20 protein-coding genes and 1 tRNA gene are annotated in these 24,188 nt (G+C 64.8%); 10 read left to right on the top strand and 11 right to left on the bottom strand.

The genetic code is table 11. The annotated features are described in order from the left end of the window. Nucleotides 1-2,409: a TonB-dependent receptor gene (locus DL238_RS00145; protein ID WP_115490416.1), complete on the top strand. Its 2,409-nt coding sequence runs from the start codon at nucleotides 1-3 to the stop codon at nucleotides 2,407-2,409. Between the two features lie 35 nt (nucleotides 2,410-2,444). Here the strand turns inward: DL238_RS00145 and DL238_RS00140 are convergent, their stop codons facing one another. The 6 genes from DL238_RS00140 to pdeM all read right to left on the bottom strand — a co-directional run bounded on the left by DL238_RS00140 (nucleotide 2,445) and on the right by pdeM (nucleotide 8,582). After that, nucleotides 2,445-3,500, bottom strand: a complete 1,056-nt coding sequence (locus DL238_RS00140) for a serine hydrolase domain-containing protein (RefSeq protein ID WP_115490415.1) — start codon at nucleotides 3,498-3,500, stop codon at nucleotides 2,445-2,447. A 70-nt stretch (nucleotides 3,501-3,570) separates the two neighbouring features. Then, nucleotides 3,571-4,887 carry a cystathionine gamma-synthase family protein gene (locus tag DL238_RS00135; protein WP_115490414.1) on the bottom strand — a complete coding sequence of 439 codons (1,317 nt, stop codon included), beginning with the start codon at nucleotides 4,885-4,887 and terminating at the stop codon, nucleotides 3,571-3,573. A 159-nt stretch (nucleotides 4,888-5,046) separates the two neighbouring features. Then, nucleotides 5,047-6,456 (bottom strand): SLC13 family permease, encoded by a 1,410-nt coding sequence (locus tag DL238_RS00130; RefSeq protein WP_115490413.1) that lies wholly within the window; start codon nucleotides 6,454-6,456, stop codon nucleotides 5,047-5,049. Between the two features lie 61 nt (nucleotides 6,457-6,517). After that, on the bottom strand, nucleotides 6,518-7,099 hold the full coding sequence (locus DL238_RS00125) for a hypothetical protein (RefSeq protein ID WP_234030894.1): 582 nt from the start codon (nucleotides 7,097-7,099) through the stop codon (nucleotides 6,518-6,520). A gap of 113 nt (nucleotides 7,100-7,212) precedes the next feature. Beyond that, nucleotides 7,213-7,755, bottom strand: coding sequence for a translation initiation factor IF-3 (gene infC / locus DL238_RS00120; RefSeq protein ID WP_115490412.1), 543 nt, complete (start codon nucleotides 7,753-7,755; stop codon nucleotides 7,213-7,215). A 110-nt stretch (nucleotides 7,756-7,865) separates the two neighbouring features. Next, nucleotides 7,866-8,582: a ligase-associated DNA damage response endonuclease PdeM gene (pdeM, locus tag DL238_RS00115; RefSeq protein ID WP_115490411.1), complete on the bottom strand. Its 717-nt coding sequence runs from the start codon at nucleotides 8,580-8,582 to the stop codon at nucleotides 7,866-7,868. A 71-nt stretch (nucleotides 8,583-8,653) separates the two neighbouring features. Between pdeM and hemF the strand changes: the two genes are divergently transcribed. Continuing rightward, the gene (hemF, locus tag DL238_RS00110) at nucleotides 8,654-9,508 is read left to right on the top strand and encodes an oxygen-dependent coproporphyrinogen oxidase (protein WP_181883765.1); all 855 of its coding nucleotides are present in this window, start codon (nucleotides 8,654-8,656) and stop codon (nucleotides 9,506-9,508) included. On the opposite strand, the gene DL238_RS00105 is transcribed toward hemF, so the two are convergent. After that, the gene (locus DL238_RS00105; RefSeq protein WP_115490409.1) at nucleotides 9,509-10,393 is read right to left on the bottom strand and encodes a glycoside hydrolase family 16 protein; all 885 of its coding nucleotides are present in this window, start codon (nucleotides 10,391-10,393) and stop codon (nucleotides 9,509-9,511) included. Nucleotides 10,394-10,557: 164 nt separating this feature from the next. Between DL238_RS00105 and DL238_RS00100 the strand changes: the two genes are divergently transcribed. Both DL238_RS00100 and DL238_RS00095 read left to right on the top strand, forming a co-directional pair. Continuing rightward, nucleotides 10,558-12,477 carry a M1 family metallopeptidase gene (locus tag DL238_RS00100; protein ID WP_115490408.1) on the top strand — a complete coding sequence of 640 codons (1,920 nt, stop codon included), beginning with the start codon at nucleotides 10,558-10,560 and terminating at the stop codon, nucleotides 12,475-12,477. Nucleotides 12,478-12,663: 186 nt separating this feature from the next. Continuing rightward, nucleotides 12,664-14,757, top strand: a complete 2,094-nt coding sequence (locus DL238_RS00095; protein WP_115490407.1) for a RelA/SpoT family protein — start codon at nucleotides 12,664-12,666, stop codon at nucleotides 14,755-14,757. On the opposite strand, the gene DL238_RS00090 is transcribed toward DL238_RS00095, so the two are convergent. The 3 genes from DL238_RS00090 to DL238_RS00080 all read right to left on the bottom strand — a co-directional run bounded on the left by DL238_RS00090 (nucleotide 14,754) and on the right by DL238_RS00080 (nucleotide 16,853). Further along, a complete protein-coding gene (locus DL238_RS00090) occupies nucleotides 14,754-15,287 on the bottom strand; it encodes a GNAT family N-acetyltransferase (protein ID WP_181883764.1) in 534 nt (177 codons plus the stop codon). The two genes, DL238_RS00095 and DL238_RS00090, sit on opposite strands and share 4 nt — an antisense overlap. Next, nucleotides 15,284-16,345 (bottom strand): peptidylprolyl isomerase, encoded by a 1,062-nt coding sequence (locus DL238_RS00085; protein WP_115490405.1) that lies wholly within the window; start codon nucleotides 16,343-16,345, stop codon nucleotides 15,284-15,286. Before DL238_RS00085 ends, DL238_RS00090 begins: the two co-directional genes overlap by 4 nt. A gap of 103 nt (nucleotides 16,346-16,448) precedes the next feature. Then, nucleotides 16,449-16,853 (bottom strand): metallopeptidase family protein, encoded by a 405-nt coding sequence (locus tag DL238_RS00080; protein ID WP_115490404.1) that lies wholly within the window; start codon nucleotides 16,851-16,853, stop codon nucleotides 16,449-16,451. An 83-nt stretch (nucleotides 16,854-16,936) separates the two neighbouring features. Here DL238_RS00080 and DL238_RS00075 point away from each other — a divergent pair. The 4 genes from DL238_RS00075 to DL238_RS00060 all read left to right on the top strand — a co-directional run bounded on the left by DL238_RS00075 (nucleotide 16,937) and on the right by DL238_RS00060 (nucleotide 21,426). Further along, nucleotides 16,937-17,027 (top strand) — tRNA-Ser (locus DL238_RS00075). Between the two features lie 228 nt (nucleotides 17,028-17,255). Then, nucleotides 17,256-19,322 carry an HAD-IIB family hydrolase gene (locus DL238_RS00070; protein WP_115490403.1) on the top strand — a complete coding sequence of 689 codons (2,067 nt, stop codon included), beginning with the start codon at nucleotides 17,256-17,258 and terminating at the stop codon, nucleotides 19,320-19,322. Continuing rightward, a complete protein-coding gene (locus DL238_RS00065; protein ID WP_115490402.1) occupies nucleotides 19,319-20,476 on the top strand; it encodes a glycosyltransferase family protein in 1,158 nt (385 codons plus the stop codon). Before DL238_RS00070 ends, DL238_RS00065 begins: the two co-directional genes overlap by 4 nt. Then, entirely contained in the window at nucleotides 20,473-21,426 is a 954-nt protein-coding gene (locus DL238_RS00060; protein ID WP_115490401.1) for a galactosyltransferase-related protein, read from the top strand. The genes DL238_RS00065 and DL238_RS00060 overlap by 4 nt, the downstream gene beginning before the upstream one ends. Here the strand turns inward: DL238_RS00060 and DL238_RS00055 are convergent. Next, entirely contained in the window at nucleotides 21,318-22,454 is a 1,137-nt protein-coding gene (locus tag DL238_RS00055; RefSeq protein WP_147290952.1) for a glycosyltransferase, read from the bottom strand. The two genes, DL238_RS00060 and DL238_RS00055, sit on opposite strands and share 109 nt — an antisense overlap. Before the next feature lie 94 nt (nucleotides 22,455-22,548). Here DL238_RS00055 and DL238_RS00050 point away from each other — a divergent pair, with 94 nt between their 5' ends. Together DL238_RS00050 and DL238_RS00045 are read left to right on the top strand one after the other, a co-directional pair. Beyond that, nucleotides 22,549-23,394, top strand: coding sequence for a Crp/Fnr family transcriptional regulator (locus tag DL238_RS00050; protein ID WP_234030893.1), 846 nt, complete (start codon nucleotides 22,549-22,551; stop codon nucleotides 23,392-23,394). After that, entirely contained in the window at nucleotides 23,391-24,173 is a 783-nt protein-coding gene (locus tag DL238_RS00045; RefSeq protein ID WP_199798022.1) for a sulfotransferase family protein, read from the top strand. Before DL238_RS00050 ends, DL238_RS00045 begins: the two co-directional genes overlap by 4 nt. Nucleotides 24,174-24,188: the final 15 nt, after the last annotated feature.

The raw sequence follows: 24,188 nt of genomic DNA, 5'->3' as shown, positions 1-24,188 counted from the left end.
ATGCGTTCGTCCTTCCATTCCGTTTTCCGTCTCGCCCTGCTCGGCACCGCCGCGCTATTGCCCGCCGCGGTCTTCGCGCAGGCGCCCGTCGCGCCTGTCGATGAATCCGCCGGTGAGGAAGAGATCACCGAGGAATCGGGCAACCTGATCGTCGTCACCGCACAGAAGATCGAGCAGCGCGCGCTCGACGTGCCGATCACCATCAGCGCGGTCACCGGGGAGCGCATCGCCGAGCTCGGCGTGACCGACCTCGACGAATTGTCCAACTACGTTCCCGGCCTCAACATCCAGGAGCAGAGCGCCAACAACCCCGGCATCGTCATTCGCGGGATCACGTCCGACAGCGGCTCGGCCCAGCAGGGACCGCGCGTCACGCTTTATTACAACGGCGTCGACATCTCGCGTTCGCGCGGGTCGTATCAGGCGATCTACGATCTCGAGCGGGTCGAGGTCATCAAGGGCCCGCAGGCGACGCTGTTCGGCACCGCCTCTGCCGTGGGCGCGATCAGCCTCGTCTCGGCCAAGCCGCAGCCCGGCGCATCCGCAGCGCTGACCGGCGGAACCGGAAACTTCGACGCAACGCTGCTTTCGGGCTTCGTCAATGCCGGATCGGATGTGGTCGCAGGCCGCGTCGCTTTCGAATGGCGTCGCCGCGACGGCTATGTCGAGAATCTGGCGAGCAGTCAGCGCGAAGACCTTTACGCCAAGAACCAGTTCGGGGTGCGCGGCTCGCTGCGCTTCACGCCGACGTCTGACATCACCGTGGACCTGATCGGCACCTACGACCAGCAGCGCCACGGCGGCACGCCCTTCGTCTCGGGTACGTTCCCGGCCTACGCCGGTGCGCCGGGTGGTGCCGAGAATGCGTTTGGTGATGCGAACCTGGGCGGCTCGCCGTTCTCCGCCGAAGCACTGGGCGGCGATCAGCTGGGTCTGGAGCGTGAAGTTTACGACGTAAACCTGACTGCCGACTGGGCCTTCGCGCCCGGCTGGAGCTTCACCACCGTCAACGGCTATCGCAAGTTCGACAGCGACGAGATTTTCGACGCCGACGGCTCGGCCGCGCCGTTCCTCGAATTCGCCGAAATCTCGCAGGGCGACCAGTTCAGCCACGAGGGGCGCTTCACCTACGCGAGCGATCGCCTGCGCGGCTCCTTCGGCTGGAACGTCTTTTCCGAAGACGGCATCCAGAACGTGCCCTTCTCGACCGAGGAAGGGGCCTTCATCCAGTGCCTGACCACGGTGTTCGGCGCCCCCGCAGTGCCCGGCGTGCCCTGCGTCGCGCCCGATGGCTCGTCGCCGGCGACCCAGCTGACCTCGGCCATCAGCGGCGGCGCGATCGACGCGCTTCCCTATGCCTCCGTGTTCGAGAACCAAGGGCAGAACGACAGCTATTCGGTCTTCGCGGACGTCACCTTCATCCCGACCGACGCGCTGGAGCTGACCGCAGGCGTCCGGTACCTGTGGGAGGACCGCTGGTCGGGCTTTCGCGCCGACGTACCCGTTCCGGTCCTGCCCGGACTGCTGCCGGAAGGGCTGAGGAACCAGCTTTTCACAGCGCTGCCCAGCCTGCGGGTGTCGCTGATCCCCGGCCAGACCGACACGGGCGGCGAGGTCGTCACGGGCGAAGACAGCTTCGATGCATGGTTGCCGCGCTTCAACGCGCTCTATCGCATCAGCCCCGACGTGAACGTGTTCGCCACGATCTCCAAGGGGCGCCGTTCGCCGGTGGTCCAGGTCAACGCGGGCGGGGCGAACCGGATCGCCGAGGAGACCGTGTGGAACTACGAAGGCGGTGTGAAGCTAGCGAGCGGCCTCTTGTCCGGCTCGCTCGGCGTCTACTACCAGAAGTACGAGAACTTCCAGGTGTCGGTCGAAGACCCCGATAATCTCGGCTCGTTCATCACCGCGAGTGCGGGCAGCGCGAGCAACCTCGGCGTCGAGGCCGAAATCGCAGTGCAAGCGACCGACTGGCTGAGCCTGTTCGGCAATGTCGGCTATATCGACGGCGGCATCGACGAGGACGGCGCGTTCTCTCCGGATTTCTCCGGCGCGCGCTTCCGCCTCCAGCCCGAATGGCAGGCCGCCGCCGGCTTTACGGTGGATGCGCCGATCGGCAACGGAGCACGGCTGTTCGCCACGCCCAGCGTGACGCACCGCAGCCGGATCTTCTTCGAAGTGCCGAACGATCCGCTGATCTCGCAGGGCCCGGTCACCCTGGTAAACGCGCGTGCGGGCATTTCGATCGATGAGGATCGTTTCGAGATCGCGGGCTTCATCCGCAACGCCTTCGACGAGGACTACCTGCTCGACGCCGGCAATACCGGCGGGTCCTTCCGGATCCCGACCTTCATCCCGGCCGAACCGCGCCTGTTCGGTATCGAGGTGACCGCACGCTTCGGCGGCTGACGTAATGGCGGGCGGCCGTGGGGTCGCCCGCCATTCTATTCCCCGCGTTCGGCGGCAGGGATGATGCGCTGCTCCAGCAGGCCGCGCAGCGCGCCAATATGGTCGCTGCCCCGCTCCGCATCGATGTCGGAGGTCATCACCACGGTCAGTTCGAGCGCGGGCAGAATGTAGACCATCTGACCGCCATAGCCCCAGCCGTAGTAAAGGTCGTATCCACCCGCCTCGCTGATGAACCAGCCGTACCCGTAATCCTCTCCACTCCATGGCGAGGTCGTGCGCGCGGTCCAGCTTTCTTCGATCCAACTGGCAGGGACAATGCGCTGCCCGGCGATTTCTCCGCCGAGGCGATAGAGTTCGCCGAAGCGGGCAAGATCGCGCGGGCTCATTCGCATGTCGTTACCGCCGAAATAGATACCTTGGGGATCGGTCGACCAGGCAGGGATCGCGATGCCCAGCGGCTCGGCCAGCCATTCTTGTGCCAGATCGTAGGTGCTGCGGCCCGAAGCCTCTGTCAGCATGGCCGACATCAGGTGGCTGCTCCCGGTAGAATAGAGCATGCGTCCACCCGGCTCGGCCACGAACGGACGTGAAAGCGCATCGCGCACCCAGTTGTTGCTGGAGACCCAGGCGCCGTAATTGCTGCCTGACGTGCGTTCCAGACCTGCCTGCATCGACAGGAGATTGCCCACGGTTAGCCGGTTGAAGCGCGGATCGGGGTTGGCGGGCGCCTGATCGGCCAGTTCGGTCAGGATCGGTTGATCGGTGCCCTCGAGCACGCCGCGCTCGATCGCGATGCCCACGAGTGCGGAGAGCACGGACTTCGACGCGGACTTGATGTTGACCGCGTGGTCGAGTGGTGCGCCATCGTTGAAGGTTTCCTCGACCAGCGGTTCGCCGTCACGGAGCACGATCATGCCGTTCAGCTGCGGAAGCTCCGCGGCGGCGTCCAACGTCTGTTCGAGGAGAGCCGGATCGAGCCCCTTCGTCTCGATCCTATCCGTCGGACCGGCTTCTGGCGCAGCGGCCGTGGAAGTGGGCTGCGTGCAGGCCGGGAGGATGACAAGCGAAACGGCGGCGATGATGGCTTTCATCTTCGCTATGTGGGGTGGGGATGGGCGGGCGCAAACGCCGGTTGCCCGGCGCAAGGCCCGCCCAATCCGATCAGACCGCTTCGAGCGCCTGCTCGAAGTCCGCGATCAGATCGTCCGCATCCTCGATCCCGATGCTGATCCGCACCAGGCTGTCGGTAATGCCCAGTTCCTGGCGGCGGCCATGGGCCACAGACAGGTGCGTCATGCTGGCCGGGTGGCTGGCGAGCGTTTCGGTGCCGCCGAGGCTGACCGCGAGTTTCGCGACCTTGAGCGCATCGAGGAAGCGGAAGCTTTCCTCTTCGCCGCCCTTGAGGAACAGCGAGAAGGTGGACCCTGCGCCAAGGCAATGCCGCGCGTAGATGTCCCTCTGCCGCTCATCCTTCAGCATGCCGAGATAACCGAGACCCTCGACCTTGGGGTGCTTGGCGAGGAAGGCGCACACCTTCTCCGCATTCTCACCCGCGCGCTGCATGCGCAGTTCGACGGTTTCGAGGCTGCGCAGCAGCATCCAGGCGGTGTTGGGATCGGCGATCCCGCCCATCGTGTTGCGGATCATGCGCACCGGGTTCATCCACTTCTCGTCACCGGCGATCGAGCCTGCGACGAGGTCGGAGTGGCCGCCGACATATTTGGTCAGCGAATAGCAGACGATATCGGCACCATGTTCCAGCGGGCGCTGCCACAGCGGGCCGAGGAAGGTGTTGTCGATCGCGATCGGGCAGTCCCAGTCGAGCGCGGCGTCGCGCGCTTCGCGGACCATCTCGATATCGACCAGCGCGTTGGTCGGATTGCCCGGGCTTTCGAGGTAGATCATCGCGACCTTGCCGCCATTCTCGCTCGCCATGTCCTTCGCCTTGGCGAGGACATCGTCGAATTCCTCGCGCGTCGCGCCCGCCGGGAAGTCGATATACTTAACCCCGTAGCGCGACAGGATCTTGGCTACGAAGCCCTCGGTCGCGGCATAGAGCGGCCCGGAATGGACGATCACGTCGCCCGCATTGCAGAAGGCCATCATCATCACGCAGATCGCGGTCATCCCGCTGGAGAAGCACAGCGCGTCTTCCGCGCCGTCCCAGATGGCGAGGCGGTCTTCGAGGATTTCCTGGTTCGGCCCGTTGAAGCGCGAATAGACGAGGCCTTCGGCCCCGCCTTCGCGCATGCCTGTGATGCCTTCGAAGTGCCGCTTGCCCGCAGCCGCGCTTTCGAACGCGAAGGTGCTGGTCAGGAAGATGGGCGCCTTGAGCGATCCCTCGGAAAGCGCCGGGTCGTAGCCATGGCCCATCATCAGGGTCGAGGGCTTCATCTTGCGCCCGTCGATCTTGGTGACCTCGGGCTTGGGCTTGCGGCGGGGGGTAGGGGTTTCGACTGCGTCGACTGCGTCGGTCATAAAAGACGGCTTCCTCAAATGCGCTCCCAGGAAGGCGGGAGCTCGGGTTCGAGGCATGGCCGGAGGCGGCCCGTTCCTAACCTCCGCAGGAACGCATCTCCACCGGCTGCCGATTGTCGAACGCGCGACTAGCGGCGCGGGTTTCCACGATCAATATGCTCAGGCCCCGATCGCGCCGACGGCCCACACGATTCCCACGATCAGGAAAATCCCGATCAGGTCGAGCATCAGCCCGGCAGTGACCATGCGGCCGATCCTGATCCGCCCGGTCGACCATGCGATGGCGTTGGGGCCGGTGCCCGCCGGCAGCATGAAACCCCAGCTCGCTGCGAGCGCCACGGGCAGGGCCAGCAGTTCGGGCTGCGCACCCAGCGCGACGATCAGGCTCGCGACGACGGGCACGATGGCCGATGCGGTGGCGACGTTGCTCGCGAACTCGGTGATCAGGATGACCATCGCCACCACCGCGAAGGCGACCAGCAGCAGCGGCACGTTGGAGAGCGGCAGCAGCGCGTCGCCGAGCCATTCGGCGAGGCCACTCGCGGTCATGCCCGCCGCGAGAGCCAGTCCCCCGCCGAACATCATGATGACCCCCCAGGGGGCCCGGTTCGCCTCCTCCCACTGGAGCAGCGCGCGGCCCGTTCCGTCGGGTAGCAGGAACAGCGCGAGGCTGGCGGCGATGGCGATCGTGCCGTCGGTCAGCGATCCGTCGGGCAGCAGCGGATCCAGCAGCGGCTGGCCCATCCAGAGCAGGAAGGTGAGGGCGACGAGGGGCACGAGGCGCCTTTCGGGCGTGCTCCATGCGCGCTCTATCGGGATGGCCGCGCGTGCGGCGCTGCTATCGAATCCGCGCACACCGACCTTCTGCACCCGCGCGATGATCGCCGCTGCTACCGGGATGCCGATGATCACGATCGGCAGGCCATAGAGCGCCCATTGCGCAAAGCTGATCTTCACGCCGATCGTCTGGTCGAGCAGGCCGACCGCGATTGCATTGGTGGGCGATCCGACCAGCGTGCCGAGCCCGCCGATGGAGCAGGCGAAGGCGATCCCCATCGGCAGCGCGCCGGACAGGCCTTCGGTGTCGTCCTCGGCCAGACCGGCGCCGGCGATCACCGCAATCGCCACCGGCATCATGATGAGGGCGGTCGAGGTGTTGGAAATCATCATCGAGAGGATCGCCGCGCTCGCCATGAAGGCGAGCAGCAGGCGACCCGGCCCTGCATCCTTCCCGGCGAGGCGCAGAATGCCGAGACTGAGCCGCCGATGGAGCCCGACCCGCTCGATCGCGAGCGCGATGAAGGCTCCGCCGAGGATCAGGAACAGGATCGGCGAGTAATAGGCGCTGGCGGTCTCGCTCGCGTCCATCACGCCCGCAAAGGGCAGGACGAGGAACGGCATCAGCGCGGTTGCCGTCAGTGGCAGCGCCTCGGTGATCCACCAGGCGGCCATCAGCACGACCAGCCCGGCAACGATCAGGCCTTCGCGGCTCAACCCCTCGGGCGTCGGCGCGAATATTCCTGCAAGCAATGCCAGCGCGCCCAGCGCGAGCCCGATGAGTCTTGCCATGATCCCCCTCCACCGCCCGTGATAAGCGATGGGGCGACGGGGGCAAGGGAGCGGAGCGAGTTTAGTCGGTGCCGTCCATATCGAAGCGGGCGACGCGCCAGCGAAGCTGGTCCTCGCTGGCGCCGGGGACGTCGTTCACCCGGCTCAGCACGATGTCGCCCGACAGCGTCTGGCCATTGCCTCCGGTGATCGTCGCCGGCGCGGTATAGTAGGTGGTTCCGGCTGCGCCTTCGAGCCTGCCGCCGGGCGCTGAGACAGTGATCTTGCCGAAGTCCGTGAACTGGCTCGCGAAATCCACCGCCGTGCCGCTGTCACGTGCTTGTCCGCGCATCATCTCGTGCGCCTGGCCGAATTCCTTCAGCTCGATCGCACGGATGAAGGCCAGGAGCACGTTTCGCGCGCCCTCCTCGCCCCTTTCGGCGTCGCCTGCCAATGGCGCGGGCATAAGGTCGGGATCACCATCGCCCACGTCGGGAATAGCGGCCTGCGCGGGCGGCGTGTCTGTTCCCGTCGGGGCGACCTCTGCTTCCGCCTTTGCGATGGTGTCGGAGCCGTCCGGTTGCGCCGCGTCCTCGGCCGGAGCCGAGCATGCGGCAAGCAAGGAAGCGGCGGAAACGAGCGAGACGATCGTGGCTTTTTTCATGTGCCCGAGAGCGTGCGAAGCCACCGTCCGGTTCCTGAACTTCGCGCGCTGCCCCCTCCGGGCACGACCCCGTGGGATCGTCCGGCGGGGCCGCAGCTGCGCCGATCTTCCGTTTATTTCGGTGAAAGCACCATCAGCATCTGGCGGCCTTCGAGGCGTGGGAAGGCTTCGACCTTGGCGATTTCTTCCACGTCTTCCTGCACGCGGCGCAGCAGGTCCATGCCGATCTGCTGGTGCGCCATCTCGCGCCCGCGGAAGCGCAGGGTGACCTTCACCTTGTCGCCGTTTTCGATGAACTTGTTCACGTTGCGCATCTTCACGTCGTAATCGTGCGTGTCGATGTTGGGACGCATTTTGACTTCCTTGATGTCCTGCGTCTTCTGCGTCTTGCGCGCAAGGTTCGCCTTCTTCTGCGCTTCGTAGCGGTGCTTGCCGACATCCAGGAACTTGCACACCGGGGGATCGGCGTTGGGCGAGACCTCGACGAGGTTCAGGCCGACTTCGCCGGCGCGCTCGATAGCGTCGCGCGTGTTGAGGACACCGATGTTCTCCCCGGTCTCATCGATGACGCGGACCGTGGGGCTCTGGATAAAATTGTCGTAGCGCGGGCCGCTCTTGATCGGCGGCTGAAGGGAACGACGGGGGGGACGTGCTATGGGAAGGTCTCCTGAAATGTTGTAGTCGAGCGCTGGTATTTAGGGCTTTTCGAGCGCAAGCGAAAGGGGCTGTGAGGTCGGGCGCAAAGAATTGGGGCGCAAAGCCCCTCTCAGGCGGCGCGCTTGTGCGCCCGCCACAGCGGCCAGCGCACCAGTTGCCCGCGCACAGGGCACACGGCCTCGATCATATGGGCCGGACCCAGGCTGTTACGAATCGCCTCGTGGCCTGCGTTCATTCCGCCGGTCAGCGTCCCGAAAGCGGGCAGGACCATGCGCGGCGGCGCGTCCTCGCGGTGCGCGACGACTGCGCAGGGCCTGCGGATGCGGCGGCCGCGAAGCACGACGTCGAGCTTGGGGTGCCAGTGGCCCGAAAGCTCGGCCCGGGTCTCGCCCGGCACGGCCTGGTGCCGGCAGACGATCCCGCCGGTCTCCAGTTCCTCCACCAGCACGCCGCCGCATTCGGCGGCTGCACCCGCTGCATCGGCGGGTCCGTCGTGGTTGCCCGTGACCCACACCCATTCGACCTGGCGGGTCAGGGCGCGCAGCATCTCGCACGCCACCGGCTCGAGCCGCGCGGCCCCGTCGGGATCGTGGAAATTGTCACCCAGTGTGACGACCCGTTCGGCACGCGTTTCCACCACCGCCTCGGCCACGCGTTCCAGCGTGGCGCGGCTGTCGTAGGGCGGCAGCGGCTGGCCGTGGCTTGCGTAAAAGCTCGCCTTTTCGAGGTGCAGATCGGCGACGAACAGCGTCTTGCGCTGCGGCCAATAGACCGAACGGTCGCTGCGTAGGCGCAGCTCCGTATCGCCGAACGAAAGGGGAACCATGGCGTTCACTTGCCCTAGCCCGGCAGGCTTGGCAAGGGTGCTGCATCGCTCCGCGATTAATGGGGAAACGAATGCCTGACCGGTCAGCCCAAACGCAAGAAGCACGCACCTGGTTCGAGTCGCTGCGCGACCAGATCTGTGCCGAATTCGAAGCGATCGAGCGCGAGGCGGGCTCGGACGCGGCCTTCGCCTACACTCCCTGGGATCGCGAGGAGGAAGGCAACGACAATCCCGGCGGCGGGGTGCAGGGCCTGATGAAGGGCAAGGTGTTCGAGAAGGTCGGCGTCAACGTCTCTACCGTCCACGGCACCTTCGCGCCCGAATTCGCCAAGACGATCAACGGGGCTGAGGACGATCCCAGTTTCAGCGCCACCGGCATCAGCCTGGTCGCGCACATGGCCAATCCGCACGTGCCTGCGGTGCACATGAACACGCGCTTCCTCGTCACCGGCAAGGCGTGGTTCGGCGGCGGGGCGGACCTCAATCCACCGATCCCCTACGAGGATGACACGCAGGATTTCCACGCCGCCTTCCGCGCCGCCTGCGCCAAGCACAACCCGACCTATTACGAGCGTTTCAGCAAATGGGCGGACGACTATTTCTACATCCCCCATCGCGGCGTGCATCGCGGGGTGGGCGGAATCTTTTACGACCACCTCGAGTGCGACAACGCGGCAGGGTTCGCGCGCAATCTCGACTTCACGAAGGATGTCGGGCGGACCTTCCTCGAGATATTCCCGAAGCTGGTCCGCCGCCGGATGGAGGCCGAGTGGACCGAGGCCGACAAGCGCACGCAGCTCGAATGGCGCGGGCGCTATGCCGAGTTCAACCTCGTCTACGACCGGGGGACATTGTTCGGCCTCAAGACCGGCGGCAACGTCGATGCGATCCTGATGAGCCTGCCGCCGCAGGCCGAATGGAACTGATCACTCTGCAACAGGATCTTCCGGCGCGTAGACCCGCACCCAGTCGACCAGCATCGCGACTTCGTCAGCCTTCACCATGTCGACCGTGGACTGCGGCACGCCATTGTAGGGCTCTTCGATCCGGTTGGTCTTGAAGGGATAGGCGCCGCCCATCGCGAAATTGAGGATCAGGTATTTCGGATTGTCGAAACGCCAGTCGCCGTAATTTTCGACCATCGGGCGGGTCACGCGGTAGATCGTGCGGCCGTCGATCTGGAACAGCATCTGGTCCTCTTCCCACTCGACCGCGTAGACGTGCCAGTCGGTCACGTCCTCGCCTTCCGGGAAGTAGTACTTGTTCACCAGCGGGGTCTCGCCCGAATAGCCGGGACCGTGCAGCGCGACGCCCACCCAGTCCTTCTCACCGACATATTCCATAATGTCGATCTCGCCCGTTTCGGGCCATTGTCCGTTGCCGAGCGCCCAGAACGCGGGCCAGACACCGACCGCGTCGGGCATCCTGATGCGCGCTTCGGCACGGCCATAGGTGAAATCGAACTTGCCCTGGCTCTCGATCCGGCCGGACAGGAAATCGGCCTGCCGCTCGGGATGCGGATCGACGCCGGGCTTGTACACCGGACGCAGCATCAGCGCGCCGCCATCCGCACCCTCGGCATCGTCGACGATCGACAGCACCTCGGGCATATCGACATAGGCCTGCTGTTCGTTGTTGACCCAGAAATCGGTGCCGACGACGATCCAGTTGTCGCGGTCGAGCGCGTCCTCGTTGAATTCGTCGGCCCAGAGCAGCGTGCGATCGGCCGGTTCGTGCGCGGTCGCGGGCGATACGGCAAGGCAGGCCATGCAGGCGGCGAGCGCCGAGGCGGTCAGCTTGGTGCGGATCATAGATTTTCTCTCCCTCTTATGTGAACGTTCCCATCGCACACTGATCCGAGATTTGCCAGTCCCGGCGCGCGGTGAGGATCGCCGCGCCCCGTGCGCGGCGGTTGACCTGCATCGGCGCGTGTCCGAAGGGCCTGAACAGACCGAACCCGTTTCCGGAGACGCAGATGTATCGTGCCGCCACCCTTGCCGCCCTGGCCGTACTGGCTTCCGCCTGTACAACCGTCGGCGCCGATGATCTCGCAGTGACGGCGAGCGATGCGATGGTTTCCCCGATCCTGACCACGCCCGATGCCGTCGATAATCTGACCTATGCCCAGCCGCAGGTCGCGCGGGTGACCCATGTCGATCTCGACCTCGATCTCGATTTCGCGTCCCAGCGGGTCGGCGGCACCGCCACGCTCGACATTCTCGCACAACCCGGGGCCGAGAGGATCGTGCTCGACACCAACGGTCTCGCCATACGCTCGATCACCGACGGCGCGGGGCGCAGCCTCGAGTACGACATCGGGGAGATGGTGGAAGAGGGGGGCAAGGGAGCTCCGCTGACGATCATGCTCGACGGAGCCGAGGAAATCGTCATCGCCTACCAGTCGCCGGAGGATGCGGCCGCACTGCAATGGCTGTCGCCCGAACAGACCGCCGGAGGGGAGTATCCTTACCTCTTCAGCCAGGGTCAGGCGATCCTCAACCGGACGTGGATCCCGACGCAGGACAGCCCCGGCATCCGCCAGACGTGGGAAGCGCGGATCACCGCGCCGAAGCCGCTGGATGTCGTGATGAGCGGCGTGCGTCAGGGCGAACCCGAGGACCTTGGCCCAGATGAAAATGGGAGGGGCCGCCGCGCCTTCCGCTTCGTGATGGACAAGCCCGTGCCCCCCTACCTGATCGCGATCGCTGCGGGCGATATCGACTTCCGCGCGACCGGCCCGCGCAGCGGCGTGTGGGCCGAACCGTCCGTGCTCGACCGCGCCTATAACGAAGTCGCCGATACCGAAGAACTGATCGCCGCCGCCGAGGAGCTCTACGGCGATTATCGCTGGGGCCGTTACGACATGATCGTGCTGCCGCCCGCCTTCCCTTACGGCGGCATGGAAAACCCGGTGATGACCTTCCTGACGCCGACCTTCATCGCCGGCGACCGTTCGAACAACGGCCTCGTCGCGCACGAGTTGGCGCACAGCTGGTCGGGCAATCTCGTCACCAATGCGGTGTGGGGCGACGGCTGGCTCAACGAGGGCGTGACCTCCTATTTCGAGAATCGCATCGTCGAGGAAGTCTACGGCAAGCAGCGCGCCGAACAGGAAGCCGCGCTCTCCTTTGCCAATATCAAGGAAACGCTGGCCGAGGTGGGCGAGGATGCGCCGGGCACCGCGCTCCACAATGATGGCGAGGGCGAGCTGATCGGCAGCGCCATCGCCTACGACAAGGGGCATTTCTTCATGCGTACGGTCGAACGGATCGTGGGGCGCGAGCGGTTCGATGCCTGGCTGCAGCAGTGGTTCGACAATCACGCGTTCGAGCCTGCGACGAGCCGCCTGCTGCTGGAGGACATGCAGCAGAACCTCGTCCGCTCGCCCGCCGAGGCCGACCGGCTCATGCTGCGCGAATGGATCTTCGAACCTGGTTTGCCGGGCAATGTCGCGCGGCCCGACCCGCAGGCTTTCGCCACGGTCGACGCGGCGGTGCAGGCCTATGCGGCAAACGGCACGATCCCCAGCGGCTGGAACGGCTGGACCGCCGCCGAGCAGATGCGCTTTCTCGATAATATCCCGAAGAAACGGACCGCCGCGCAGCTCGCGGCGCTGAACGAGGCGCTGGGCCTGTCGGCGACGGGCAACAACGAAGTGCTGTTCCTGTGGCTCGAGCTGGCGCTGGCCAATCGCTACGATCCGGCGGTGCCGCAGGCCGAGACGTTCCTAGCCGAGATCGGCCGCGCCAAGTTCGTGCGCCCGCTCTTCGCAGTGCTGTTGGAGCAAGGCGACTGGGGCCAGCCGATCGCGAAACGCATCTACGCCGAGACGCGCGACGGCTATCACGCGGTCACGCGCGGCGGCGTGGACCGACTACTGGCAGAAAGCGACTAGCCCGGAGACATCGCATGAGGGCAGGCTGCGTCGCCGGGATGCGCGATCTTGTCGCGGGTGGCGTATCGCAGTCGATGGGGAAGGGCGCTTGCCCGCAAATCGAAAGACAAATAGCTTGGTCGGCCTGCCCAAAACGGCAATTTCCCGTTGCAATGCAAGACCGTTGCTCCACATCGTGAGATTGCGATGCTGAGACAATATGAACTGGTAGAGCGGGTCAAGGCGTACGACCCGGACGCCGACGAGGCGATGCTCAATCACGCCTATGTCTATACCGTGCAGAAGCACGGCACGCAAAAGCGCGCCAGCGGCGATCCCTATTTCAGCCACCCGGTCGAGGTGGCCGGGCTGATGACCGATTTGCGGCTGGATCAGCAGACCATCGCCACCGCACTGCTGCACGACACGGTCGAGGATACGCTTGCCACGATCGAAGATATCGAGGCCAATTTCGGACCCGAGATCGCACGGCTGGTCGATGGCGTGACCAAGCTGTCCAAGATCGAGCAGCTGCCGGAAAACGAACGCGCGGCGGAAAACCTGCGCAAGTTCCTGCTCGCCATGAGCGAGGATATCCGCGTGCTGCTGGTCAAGCTGGGCGACCGGTTGCACAACATGCGCACGCTCCATTTCATCAAGAGCGAGGACAAGCGTCGCCGGATCGCGCGCGAGACGATGGATATCTACGCGCCGCTGGCAGAGCGGGTGGGCATGTACGAGTACATGCGCGAAATGCAGGCACTGGCGTTCGAGCAGCTGGAGCCGGAGGCATTCGCCACCATCACCGGTCGACTCGCCGAAATTCGCAGCCAGGACACCGGGCAGGTGGATGCGGTCGCGCTCGCGATCAAGCAGGCACTGGCCGAGGCGGGCTTGAGCGTCGAGGTGTCGGGGCGCGAGAAGCACCCCTATTCGATCTGGAAGAAGATGGCCGAACGCCATCTTCCCTTCGATCAGGTGACCGATATCTTCGCCTTTCGCGTCATCACCGACAGTATCGAGGACTGCTATCGCGCCATGGGGGTGCTGCACACCGTGTGGCAGTTCATTCCCGGCAAGTTCAAGGATTACCTCTCCACCCCGAAGAGCAATGGCTACCGCAGCCTTCACACGTCGCTGATCTACGAGAACTCGATGCGGGTGGAGGTGCAGATCCGCACGCACGAGATGCACCGGACCAACGAATTCGGGCTCGCCGCGCACTGGGCCTACAAGCAGCACGACCGGCCGGATGGGCAGGTCGGCTGGCTGCGCGATCTGATCGAGATCGTCGATGCCAGCCACGATCCCGACGAACTGCTCGAACACACGCGGCTCGCGATCTATCAGGATCGTATCTTCGCCTTCACGCCCAAAGGTGCACTGTTCCAGCTTCCCAAGGGGGCGACGCCCGTCGACTTCGCCTTCGCGGTCCATACCGATCTGGGCGCGCAGACCATCGGTGCGAAGATCAACGGGCGCCACATGCCGCTGCGCACTCCGCTTTCGAACGGGGACGTGGTCGAGATCATCAAGGGCAGCGAGGGAGAGCCGCAGCTATCGTGGCTCGGCTTCGTCGTCACCGGTAAGGCGCGCGCCGCGATCCGCCGGGCGGTGCGCAACAAGGAGCGCGAGGAGGTCGCCGAACTGGGCGCCAAGCTGTACGATCAGATCGCCGCGCGCACGCCCGCCAAGGTCGGCAAGAAGGCTTTGCGCGAGGCGCTCAAGCGCCTCGAGATGGATGAAGAGGAAGATCTGATGTACGCGATCGGCGCGGCGCAGATCTCCGATCAGGAGGTGATGGAAGCGCTGGTGCCGGGCAGCACCGCCGGGCTGGAGGTGGACGAGGAATGGTCGCGCCGCAGCAAGGAGGCGATCTCCATCCGCGGCCTCAAGCCGGGCAACGCCTATACGCTCGCCGAATGCTGCCACCCGGTGCCGGGCGACCGGATCGTGGGCCTGCGGCGCAAGGGAGAGAGCGTGGAGGTCCACAATATCCAGTGCCTCAGCCTGGCGAGCGGGATCGACCGTGACTGGCTCGATCTCGACTGGGGCAACCGTTCGGGTGTGGCGACCGGCCGGCTCGTCGTGACACTTTACGACCGGCGCGGGACGATCGCCGAAATGACCAATATCGTGGCGCGCAACAATGCCGACGTGCGCAGCCTGCAGCAGGTCCGGGTCGAAAACCCCTTTGCCACCTATGAGATCGACGTGGAGGTGCAGGACCTTGCGCACCTGACGCGGATCTTGAGCGCATTGCGGGCCAGCGATGCCGTGGCGCAGGCCGACCGGATCTAGCGGCTCGCGAGGTCGCCCGCGCGCGGCCAGTGCATGCGATAGCGCACCTCGTCGGGGGCCTTGTCCCAGTCGGACATGATCCTCTCGGCGATCTCGGCGCCGAGCGCGCGGTAGAAGCCGACCGCAGTCTCGTTGCGTTCGAACACCCACAGGTAGAGGCCTTTGGCCGGATCGCGCGTGGCTACCCGCCGTGCAGCTTCGACCAGCAGCGCCTTGCCGACACCCTGGCCGCGAACCTCGGCCGCGCTGTGGAGATTGTCGACGAAGCCGCCCCAGCCGGGGTCGCGATCGTGGAATAGGCTGGCAAAACCGACGATGCCGCGCGCGTTTTCGGCCACTATCACTTCAAGGTCTGGCGGTCCTGCCGTCAGGCGCGCGCGCCACACCGTTTGCCGATCCGCCTCGATCGGCCCGGCGAGGTAGTCGGGGTCGAGAATGTCGGCATAGGTTTCGCGCCAGTTGGCGGTATGCAGCGCGGCGATCGCTGGCACATCCTGCGCGGTGGCATCGCGCAGCGACACGCTGGTCACTGTCTCTCCCCGGCCCGCCGCACCGGTACGGGGATATTGCAGATATCCGCCCCGCCCGCGGGCTGGATGAAGAACGGATCGCGGCGATTGGCGCGCGCATCGGCGTAGGCGGCGAAGCTGTCGCTCTCGGTCGAGAGGTATTCGAAGCGCGGCATCTCGCTTGCCGGAAGTTCGGCGGCCATCCGGACGGAGACGATGGGGACGCGCTTGGCGGGGTCTTCGTAGAAGCCCAGTGCGCCCTTGCCGCGCGGAAGGCTGGAGAGGTGCTCGATCCCGTCCACGATCCGCCCGACGACCGCGATATTGCGGTCGAGGTGGCGCGGTGCGTGGCCTATGACGGTGTAGAGCTGCGATCCGTCGCCGGTATCAGGCGACATCCCGCGCCCCACGCCGACCATGCCGTAGCAATGGACGGGCCAAACCTGATCCCAGTTGATTGTCGCGCCGATCGGCCAGCCTTGTTCGAAACCGACGCTAATCATCCCGTGCACGTCGGCCAAGGACAAGTTGAAACCAGAGCACTTACGAATATTCCATCCTGGCTTGAGTTCGCCATCGCCTTCGCAAAATTCGTTGAACCGATCTCCCGCTCGAGCGTGAAAGAGCGCACTGCTGTCACGGAGCGCACGCGCTTGCTCGCGAGTGCGATTGGCAACATACTCACTCTCCGGCATCACGTTCAGGCCCTCAGGCACCGGCTTCGGTTCGACGCCCATCTCCGGGTCGGGCCGGCCCCATTGGACGACGTAATTGTCCTGCACCCGCAGGATCTCGCTGCCATCCCAGTATTCGCTGCGCGCGAGGGTGCGGATGTTCTCGACCCAGCCCTGGCTGAAAGGCTCGCCGATCAGCTGCATAACGACCTTGCGCTCGCTGCCGTCGGCGAGCGGCGGAAGGGTCATCACCACGAGGTCTTCGGGATCGATGACCACCCATTCGTCTTGCGGCGCGGCGTTGACGATCTCGCCGGGAGAAGGCGCGGGCGCTTCCGGCTCCTGCGCGAGGGTTGTGGTGGCGAGTGCGAGGGTGGCGGCAGTGGCGGCAAATAGAATACGCATTGGTTTCCCAGTCATGGCGAGCGTCGCGAAACAGTCCAGAGCGGATCACATCGAAGCCCCAGACTGCGTTGTCGCGGTGCTCCTCGCAATGACGAACTGAAATTTACCCGTCCGCCAGTTCCTCCAGCGCATGCATATCGTCGTCGGAAAGGCCGAAATGGTGGCCGATCTCGTGGATCACGACATGGCGCACGAGGTGCTCAAGCGTCTCGTCGCCGCGCTCGGCCCACTCGTCGAGGATCGGACGGCGGAACAGGCGGATGCGGGTGGGCAGCGTGCCCGACATCTCGATGCTGCGTTCGGTCAGCGCATGGCCTTCGTAGACCCCCGTCAGTTCGAAGGGGTTTTCGATTCCGAGGTCGTGCAGCGTCTCCTCGTCGGCAAAGTCGTCGACGCGGAACACCACGTCGCCGAGCTGTTCGCGGAAGGCCTGTGGGAGGGCCGCGATGGCGGCCCGGCCGAGCGCTTCCATCTCGTCAAGCGTCGCAGGAATGCCGAAATCTCTCATGCAAAGATGCCTAGCGGAGCATCACCGCCTTGCGAAGCGCCCGGAACGAAGCTAGGTGCGCTCCCTTCCCGAACGGGCGATGCGGAGCGGTGGCCGAGTGGTCGAAGGCGCACGCCTGGAAAGTGTGTATACGGTAACCCCGTATCGAGGGTTCGAATCCCTCCCGCTCCGCCACCGGCCTTCAGACCGGCCCAATCCCTCCACCACTAGTTCGTGGAAGGCTTTGCAATCGCGGCAATTACGACTTCTGCGGCCATCGCGGTACATGATGTGTGTATTGCCGCGTATGAGGCTATGAAGGGAGTACTGAACCGAAAGGCGACCGGCGATAAATATCGCATCCCGCTCCCGTCAAAAGATGGGTTGGGGAACGCATCTGGGATCCATCGGCTATGGCCCTGAATGCAATCGCTTTTCATCATGCATATCGCGTTGGGCGGCTGTTTGCGGGGCACCCCCCGCTATGGACTGACGGAGGATACCGGCGGCCATATCACCTATATCCTGGGTGAGGCGAAAGCCATGGCGCGGCGCCGGGACGTAGGCCAGTGCGAGATCGTGACGAGGCTTTTCGAGGACGATCGGCTCGGTACGATCCACGCGGAACCGAGCGAACGCGTTGCGCCGAAACTCACCATCACGCGGATTGATAGTGGCGACAGGCGCTACCTTGCCAAGGAGGCGCTGGCCGCGGATCGCGATGCGTTTGCCAAGGCGCTGATCGCCGACCTGCATCAGCGCGAACGTCTGCCCGATGCTATTCATGCCCATTTTGCCGACGCGGCGGATGTCGCCCTGCGCGTGCGCGAGATTTTCGGGATCCCCGTCATCTATACCCCCCACTCGCTCGGCCGTGACAAGCTCGACGCCGGGTGCGCCGTGTCACGCGGTTTTGCCGACCGGCTGGCGGAGGAAGACCGGGCCATCGCAGGCGCGGACGCCGTAATTGCATCGTCGCGCGACGAGTGTGAGCGGCAGGTCACCTCCTATCCCGGCGCCCGTCCCGAAAGGATATGGCGCGTCCATCCTGGCATTGATCAGACCCGGGCAAGCCTGGCGGACGAACGGGCCGCAGGCAGCCTGATCGAACCTTTCCTGCGCGATCCCGGCAGGCCGATCATCCTCGCGATCGCACGCCCTGTTCACAAAAAGAACCTCGCCGGGCTGGTCGAGGCCTTCGCCGTCCACCCTCAACTGCGCGACATGGCCAACCTCGTTATCCTGCCCGGGCTGCGCAGGTCAGTCGAGAGCGGCGAGAGCGAACAGGTCGCGGTCATGCGCGAACTGGTCGATCTCATTGACGGGCACGACCTGCACGGATCGGTCGCCTACCCCAGGCACCATGACGCGTCGGCCGTGCGCGGGCTCTACGCGCTGGTCGCAAAATCCGGCGGCATCTTCTGCAACCCGGCAATGTTCGAACCCTTCGGGCTGACCATTCTCGAAGCCGCCGTCCATGCGCTTCCCGTGGTGGCGACCGACCGTGGCGGACCGAGCGACATCGTGGGCGAGATCGGCCACGGCCTGCTGGTCAACCCGGGCGATCCAGTGGCCCTTGGCGCAAGCCTGCATCGTCTGCTGTCGGATCGCGAGCTCTACGCCGAATGCGCCCGCAACGCTGCACGCAACATCGGCGAGGTCACGTGGGATCGCTACGCCAACCAGTGCATCGCGATCCTGCGCACGCTGCGCAAGGGCCCCACCCGCGTGGTGGATATGCCCCGTTCGCGCAGGATCCTGCTGTGCGACATCGACAACACGCTGACCGGGTGCCGTCGCTCCGCTCGCGAACTTGCCGATTACCTGAAAACCCGGTCCGACATTACCTTCGGCGTCGCTACCGGGCGCAGTCTACCAGAAGCGCGACGGCTATTGCTGGAATGGAACCTGCCGGCGCCCCGCGTGCTGATCACCTCTGTCGGCAGTGAAATCTATTGGGACGACGAGGACGGTCTGCGCGCGGACACGGAGTACGATGCCAGCATATCAGGAGGATGGAGCACGTCGCGGATCGAGCGACTGTTGAGCAAGCGCGTTGATGTTCCGCCGCAGCCTCCCATCGAGCAGCGGCGCTTCAAGCGCAGCTATTATTGTGAAGATCCCGCCTTGCCGCAGCAGATCGAACGCGACTTGATGCACGAGGGGCTGCCCGCCAAGGTCATCTACAGCCACCACCGGCTGCTCGACATCCTTCCGGCGAGGGCGGGCAAGGGCGAAGCCGCGCGGCACGTCCTCAGGCGCCTCGGGATGCCCGACGAGTGTCTCATCGTAGCGGGCGATAGCGGCAATGATGCGGACATGGTTCGCGTGTGCCGTAATCCCATTATCGTGGCCAACAGCGAGCCTGCCCTTATCGAGCAGGGCCGCAATCACGCGGGCGCCTTTATGGCGTCCCGCCCATATTCCGCGGGCGTCCTCGAAGGGTTGCTCGCGCTGACTGAAAAGCGAATTTCGAGGAGCGCGGCATGAGCAGAAAACAGGGCCCGGTCGGGTACTTCGTACACCACCAGGGCCGCGGCCATGCGGAACGGGCTGCGGCGATCGCCAACGCGCTTGCGCCGAATCGCCCGGTGATGCTGTTTTGCGCGCGCGACGACATCTTCCCCGAACTGGTCGACGGCGTCGAGTGCCGCGTCATCCCGTCGCTTTTCGAAGAAAGAGAGCCGTCGCCGCCCGGCCTGGCCGATCTGGAAACACCCGAAACGCTGCACTGCGCCCCGGTCGGATGGCCGCAGATCACCAACGCAATCGCACAGATCGTCCGGTGGTTCGACGAAGCGCGCCCGGTGCTGTTCATCACGGATGTCTCGGCAGAACTGGGGCAGCTTGCGCGGATCGCATCGGTTCCGCACGTGGCGGTACTGCAGCACGGGTTGCGCGACGATCCCGGTCACGTGGCCGCCTATCGCGGGGCCGCCGCGCTGCTGGCTCCATACGACAACACGCTCGACCAGCCCAATGAGCCGGGCTGGAAGCGCGCCAAGACGATTCACGCACCCGGCCTCGGCGTCGATACCGCAAGGCTAGGAGACAAGGCAGCCGCCAGACGTCGGCTAGGGCTGGCGGATAACAGAGAATACGTTGTGGTCGTAGGGGGGGGAGGTGGTCGCGGTCTGCCCTCGGCTCCTCTCACGCTGGGTGCGCGGGCCGAGCCCGACACGCAATGGGTAACCCTCGGCAAAATCGAAAGCGAATGGCACGAGACGCCGCCCGTGAACCTGAGCCATCTGGGCTGGGTGGAGAATGCCGGGGACTGGATTTCGGCAGCGGACCGGATCGTGTCGAGCGCGGGGAACACCACGGTCCACCTCGTCGCTGCGGCAGCCAAGCCGTGGATCGTGGTGCCGGAATGGCGCTATTTCGGGGAACAGGTCTGCAAAGCCGAAGCGCTGGATCGGGCTGGCGCAGCGGCACACGCGCGCATCTGGCCTTCCAGCGCGCAGGAATGGGCTGGGTACTGGCAGGCGGCTTCGGGAATCGAACCCGAAAGCCAGCGCAGGTTGGTCAGCGACGGGGCGGACCGAAAGGTGGCCGGCGAAATCGAAAGCCTGATTGCTCGGCTCTGGTCGCACGACCGATCTCCCTCGGCCATCCGGGTAGCCTCCGGAGCCAATGCGCAGTGAGCATTTCGGTCTGCACGCTCGCCTTCGGTCGCGAAGAACATCTCGCCAATCTCGTGCGGGGGCTGTGCGCCAGTACGCGCATGCCCGACGAGCTGGTGATCGCCGTCATGCAGAGTGCGCCCTTCCGACTGCCGGATGCGCCTTTTCCCGTCAGGCAGATCATGCTGAGCGAGGACGGCATACCGCTGGCGGCAGGGCGCAACCGGGCGGCGACCGAAGCCACGGGCGACCTGCTGGTGTTTCTCGATGTTGATTGCATCCCTGCTTCGCGCTGCGTCGAGGACTATGCGCGCCACGCCGAAGGCCTCGGCGGACTGCTGATGGGCGAGGTGGCCTACCTGCCCGATGGGGCCACCACGCGAGGAATAGACGAGGCAAGGTTCGAGCAAGTCGGGGTAACCCACTCCGAACGCCCCGGAGCGCCCAAGGGCACGCATGCCCTTTGCAGCGACTATCGCTGTTTCTGGTCGCTCAATTTCGCGATGAAGAAAGAGGATTTCACGCGGACCGGGGGCTTCGACGAGAGGTTCGTCGGATATGGCGGCGAAGACACCGACTTCGGCCGGACCGTGGCGACACTAGAGCTGCCGATATGGTGGGTTCGCGGAGCCAAGGCCTTCCATCAGTATCACCCGCATCACATGCCGCCGGTGCACCATCTGGACAGCGTGCTCGCCAATGCACGTCAGTTCGCGGCGAAGTGGGGTGAGCCGACGATGCAGCACTGGCTTCGCGCCTTCGTCCTGATGGGTCTGGTGGAGCGAACCGGTGACGGCTGGCGCAAGCTGCGCGAGCCCCATGCAGACGACCTAAGACTGACCCGTCAGCAAGAACATGCCGCCTATGCGAGCAGTGCCGTCGTGCTTGACTGGTTGGAAGCCAGAGCAGCCTCGCCGGACGCAGACGGCGGACGGGAAGCGACCTCTGCACCAGCGATCGCGAGCGCGTAAATCGCTTCGTAACGTTCGATCATCCGTCCCACGGAGAAATGCGTGCGCACCCTTTCGCGGCAGGGCGTTCCATCAAGGTCGTCGGCTTCGGCCATTGCCTGTGCGAGCGCCGCGACGTCTCCCGCAGCAACAAGTTGCCCACATCCGCCGAGTACCTCGCGCATCGCGCCACGATCGAAGGCGATGACCGGAACGCCCGCCGCCATCGCCTCCGCCGCGACAAGGCCGAAGGGTTCGTCCCACATCGGCGTGACCACTGCCGCCTGGGCCTGCGCGACCATCGCGGCCAAGGCACTACCGCCCAAATGGCCTTCATAGCCTATACGGTGGTCGAGGAACGGCTCGACATGGTCCTCGAAATAGGGTCGGTCCTCAATGGTGCCTACGATCTTGAGACTGACCCCCGCGATCCTGGCGGCGGCTACGGCCTCGCGCAGTCCCTTGGTCGGGGTTATTCGCCCGAACCACAGCAGGTATTCGGACCGTGCCGGTGCCTCGTGCCAATCATCCAGCGCAATGCCGTTTGGCACAACGTGCATATTGTCACCCGCTCGCCCGCTCCATAGCTGAAGCTGGTGGTCCGATGTGACGGTAAAATGCGACGAGTGCGAATTGCGGGCGCGCGCCACCGCAGCGCTCATCGTCGCGAAGGGTGGAACGTGCTGCGACGTGACGATGGGATGGCCGCTGGCCAAGCCCCATTCGATCATCGGGGGCGAAAGCGAATTGTTGTGCACGATGTCGAATGAGCCGCGCTCGATCGCCCGTTGCGCCCGGCCGAATGCATCGTCCTGGAACATCTGCAGCCGATCCGATCCATGCCAGTCGCGCCAAGGAAGACAGGTTTCGTAGGGGACATCGCAAATAGGATAGAGCTGACTCGCATCGCTGCCAGGCGCGGCGAACAACGTAACGGCATGCCCGCGCCGTTCGAGCGCCCCGACCAGTTGATGACAGTGCGATTCCATACCGCCCATGAAAGGGGCGGAGATGGGGTGGCGTATATGGCCGACAACGGCGATCTTCACAGGCGTACTCCGGGAGAGGGGATATCTCCCCAACCAGAACCTTCCCCGTTCTCACTTGGCTCCACAGACGGTCAAAAGTTAACCTGTGTGGGAGTTGGAACGCGCCGCGCGAACGCGCGTAAAACACGCCATGAGGGATGATAGGGGTACGATGCGCGAAGAACTCGCGCGGTTTCCGTTGACCGGGCGGTTTCTGGCAAGCCGCCTGCGTCATGCCATGACCGCGATGGAGAAGGAGCTTCTCGAAAGCCTGGTCGATGACGTGCGTGAGACCAATGGGTACACGAAAATCCTCTCCCGGGGCGATTTCTGCGAATACTCCACCATCCTGATCAAGGGCTTCATGACCCGCGTCATCGAAGATGAAACAGACCGCAGCATCGTCGGCTTCCAGGTGCCCGGGGATTTCGTCGATCTGCACGGATTTGCGCTCAAACGCCTCGATCACGACCTGTTCGCGCTGGGCTACACGCAATTCGGTATCGTCCCGCACGAGCGCCTGCGCGCTGTGCTCGAGAACGAGCCGCATCTGGCGCGGCTGTTCTGGTTCGGAACCCTGCTGGATGCATCGATCCACCGGGAGTGGCTTTCCAAGATGGTCCGACTGCGCGCGGTGGGCCGGATAGCGCATGTCATTACCGAGCTCTGGTATCGCCTGCGAATGGTTGGGTTGGGCAATTTGTCCGGCTTCACCACTCCGTTCACGCAGGTCGATCTGGCCCATATCTGCGGATTGTCGGAAATCCACGTGAACCGCTCGGTCCGAGATTTGCGGGACGGCGAAGTGGTCGATTTCCGTCGGGGAAGAATAACGATCCTCAACGCCGAACGCCTCAAGGAAATGGCGCGGTTCAACCCCGCCTATCTCTACGGCGAAGGCGGGCTCGAGGTCGGTTCGGCGCTGAACAAGGAAGCGGGCGAACGGCAAATGGCGAAGTGAGCATCTATCCGGGCCGTTACATTTTCGTAGCGGGGCTCCATCGGACCGGAACGAGCCTGCTGGCGCGATTGCTCGCCGAGCATTCCGACATTGCGACCATCGAGAACGCGCCCGTCCCGGAAAGCGAAGGCTGCTATCTTCAAGGTGCCATACCGCATACCGCTCTCGACGGGCGACCCGGTCACTTCGCGACCGATCCTGTGCAGCATCTGGTTGAGGGATGCGCGTTCGACACGCTCGAGACCAAGCGGCGCATCGAGGCGGACTGGGCCCGGTGGTTCGGCGAGGGCTCCACGTGGCGGGTGGAGAAATCGCCGGTCAACCTTACGCGCATGCGATTATACCAGCAGTTGTTCCCGACCTGCCAGTTCATCATCATTCTGCGCCACCCCGCGGTCATGGCGGCAGCGTTGGCTAAATGGGTGGTCGATGACGCATCCGAGTTGATCGACTACGGGCTCGACGCGTACGATATCGTAGCTCAGGATTTGCCCTACCTGCATTCGGTGTTGGTGATCCGATACGAAGATCTCGTGGCACGCGACCTGCGGCCCGCCCTGTTCGGGTTCCTCGGTCTCGATCCCGGCGCGCCGACAGCTATCGCGCTACGTAATGGGAACGCAGATTACGATGACCTTCCCCGCATGAGGCAGGGTCAGATCGAACGGGCGAGCCAATGGGGCTATGGAGCGGACGGAGCAATGTTGCCCTTCGAACCGATCGTGCGCCATCCTTTACGCGCGATCCGCAAAGCGACCATCGGGGCGTTGGCCCAGTAGCCGTTCCGCGTATAG

Source organism: Alteriqipengyuania lutimaris, from assembly GCF_003363135.1.
GTDB classification, from domain to species: Bacteria; Pseudomonadota; Alphaproteobacteria; order Sphingomonadales; family Sphingomonadaceae; genus Alteriqipengyuania; species Alteriqipengyuania lutimaris.
The sequence above is the reverse complement of the archived record's forward strand: the minus strand, read 5'-3'. Positions and strand labels throughout refer to the sequence as shown.

What these genes read in the sequence shown, in the direction of transcription:
- DL238_RS00065 (WP_115490402.1), top strand. Translation starts at nt 19,319, where the DNA reads ATGAGCAGAAAACAGGGCCCGGTCGGGTACTTCGTACACCACCAGGGC.
- DL238_RS00130 (WP_115490413.1), bottom strand. Translation starts at nt 6,456, where the DNA reads ATGGCAAGACTCATCGGGCTCGCGCTGGGCGCGCTGGCATTGCTTGCA.
- DL238_RS00100 (WP_115490408.1), top strand. Translation starts at nt 10,558, where the DNA reads ATGTATCGTGCCGCCACCCTTGCCGCCCTGGCCGTACTGGCTTCCGCC.
- DL238_RS00105 (WP_115490409.1), bottom strand. Translation starts at nt 10,393, where the DNA reads ATGATCCGCACCAAGCTGACCGCCTCGGCGCTCGCCGCCTGCATGGCC.
- DL238_RS00080 (WP_115490404.1), bottom strand. Translation starts at nt 16,853, where the DNA reads ATGAGAGATTTCGGCATTCCTGCGACGCTTGACGAGATGGAAGCGCTC.
- hemF (WP_181883765.1), top strand. Translation starts at nt 8,654, where the DNA reads ATGCCTGACCGGTCAGCCCAAACGCAAGAAGCACGCACCTGGTTCGAG.
- DL238_RS00095 (WP_115490407.1), top strand. Translation starts at nt 12,664, where the DNA reads ATGCTGAGACAATATGAACTGGTAGAGCGGGTCAAGGCGTACGACCCG.
- DL238_RS00125 (WP_234030894.1), bottom strand. Translation starts at nt 7,099, where the DNA reads ATGAAAAAAGCCACGATCGTCTCGCTCGTTTCCGCCGCTTCCTTGCTT.
- DL238_RS00140 (WP_115490415.1), bottom strand. Translation starts at nt 3,500, where the DNA reads ATGAAAGCCATCATCGCCGCCGTTTCGCTTGTCATCCTCCCGGCCTGC.
- DL238_RS00135 (WP_115490414.1), bottom strand. Translation starts at nt 4,887, where the DNA reads ATGACCGACGCAGTCGACGCAGTCGAAACCCCTACCCCCCGCCGCAAG.
- DL238_RS00070 (WP_115490403.1), top strand. Translation starts at nt 17,256, where the DNA reads ATGCAATCGCTTTTCATCATGCATATCGCGTTGGGCGGCTGTTTGCGG.
- DL238_RS00145 (WP_115490416.1), top strand. Translation starts at nt 1, where the DNA reads ATGCGTTCGTCCTTCCATTCCGTTTTCCGTCTCGCCCTGCTCGGCACC.
- pdeM (WP_115490411.1), bottom strand. Translation starts at nt 8,582, where the DNA reads ATGGTTCCCCTTTCGTTCGGCGATACGGAGCTGCGCCTACGCAGCGAC.
- DL238_RS00085 (WP_115490405.1), bottom strand. Translation starts at nt 16,345, where the DNA reads ATGCGTATTCTATTTGCCGCCACTGCCGCCACCCTCGCACTCGCCACC.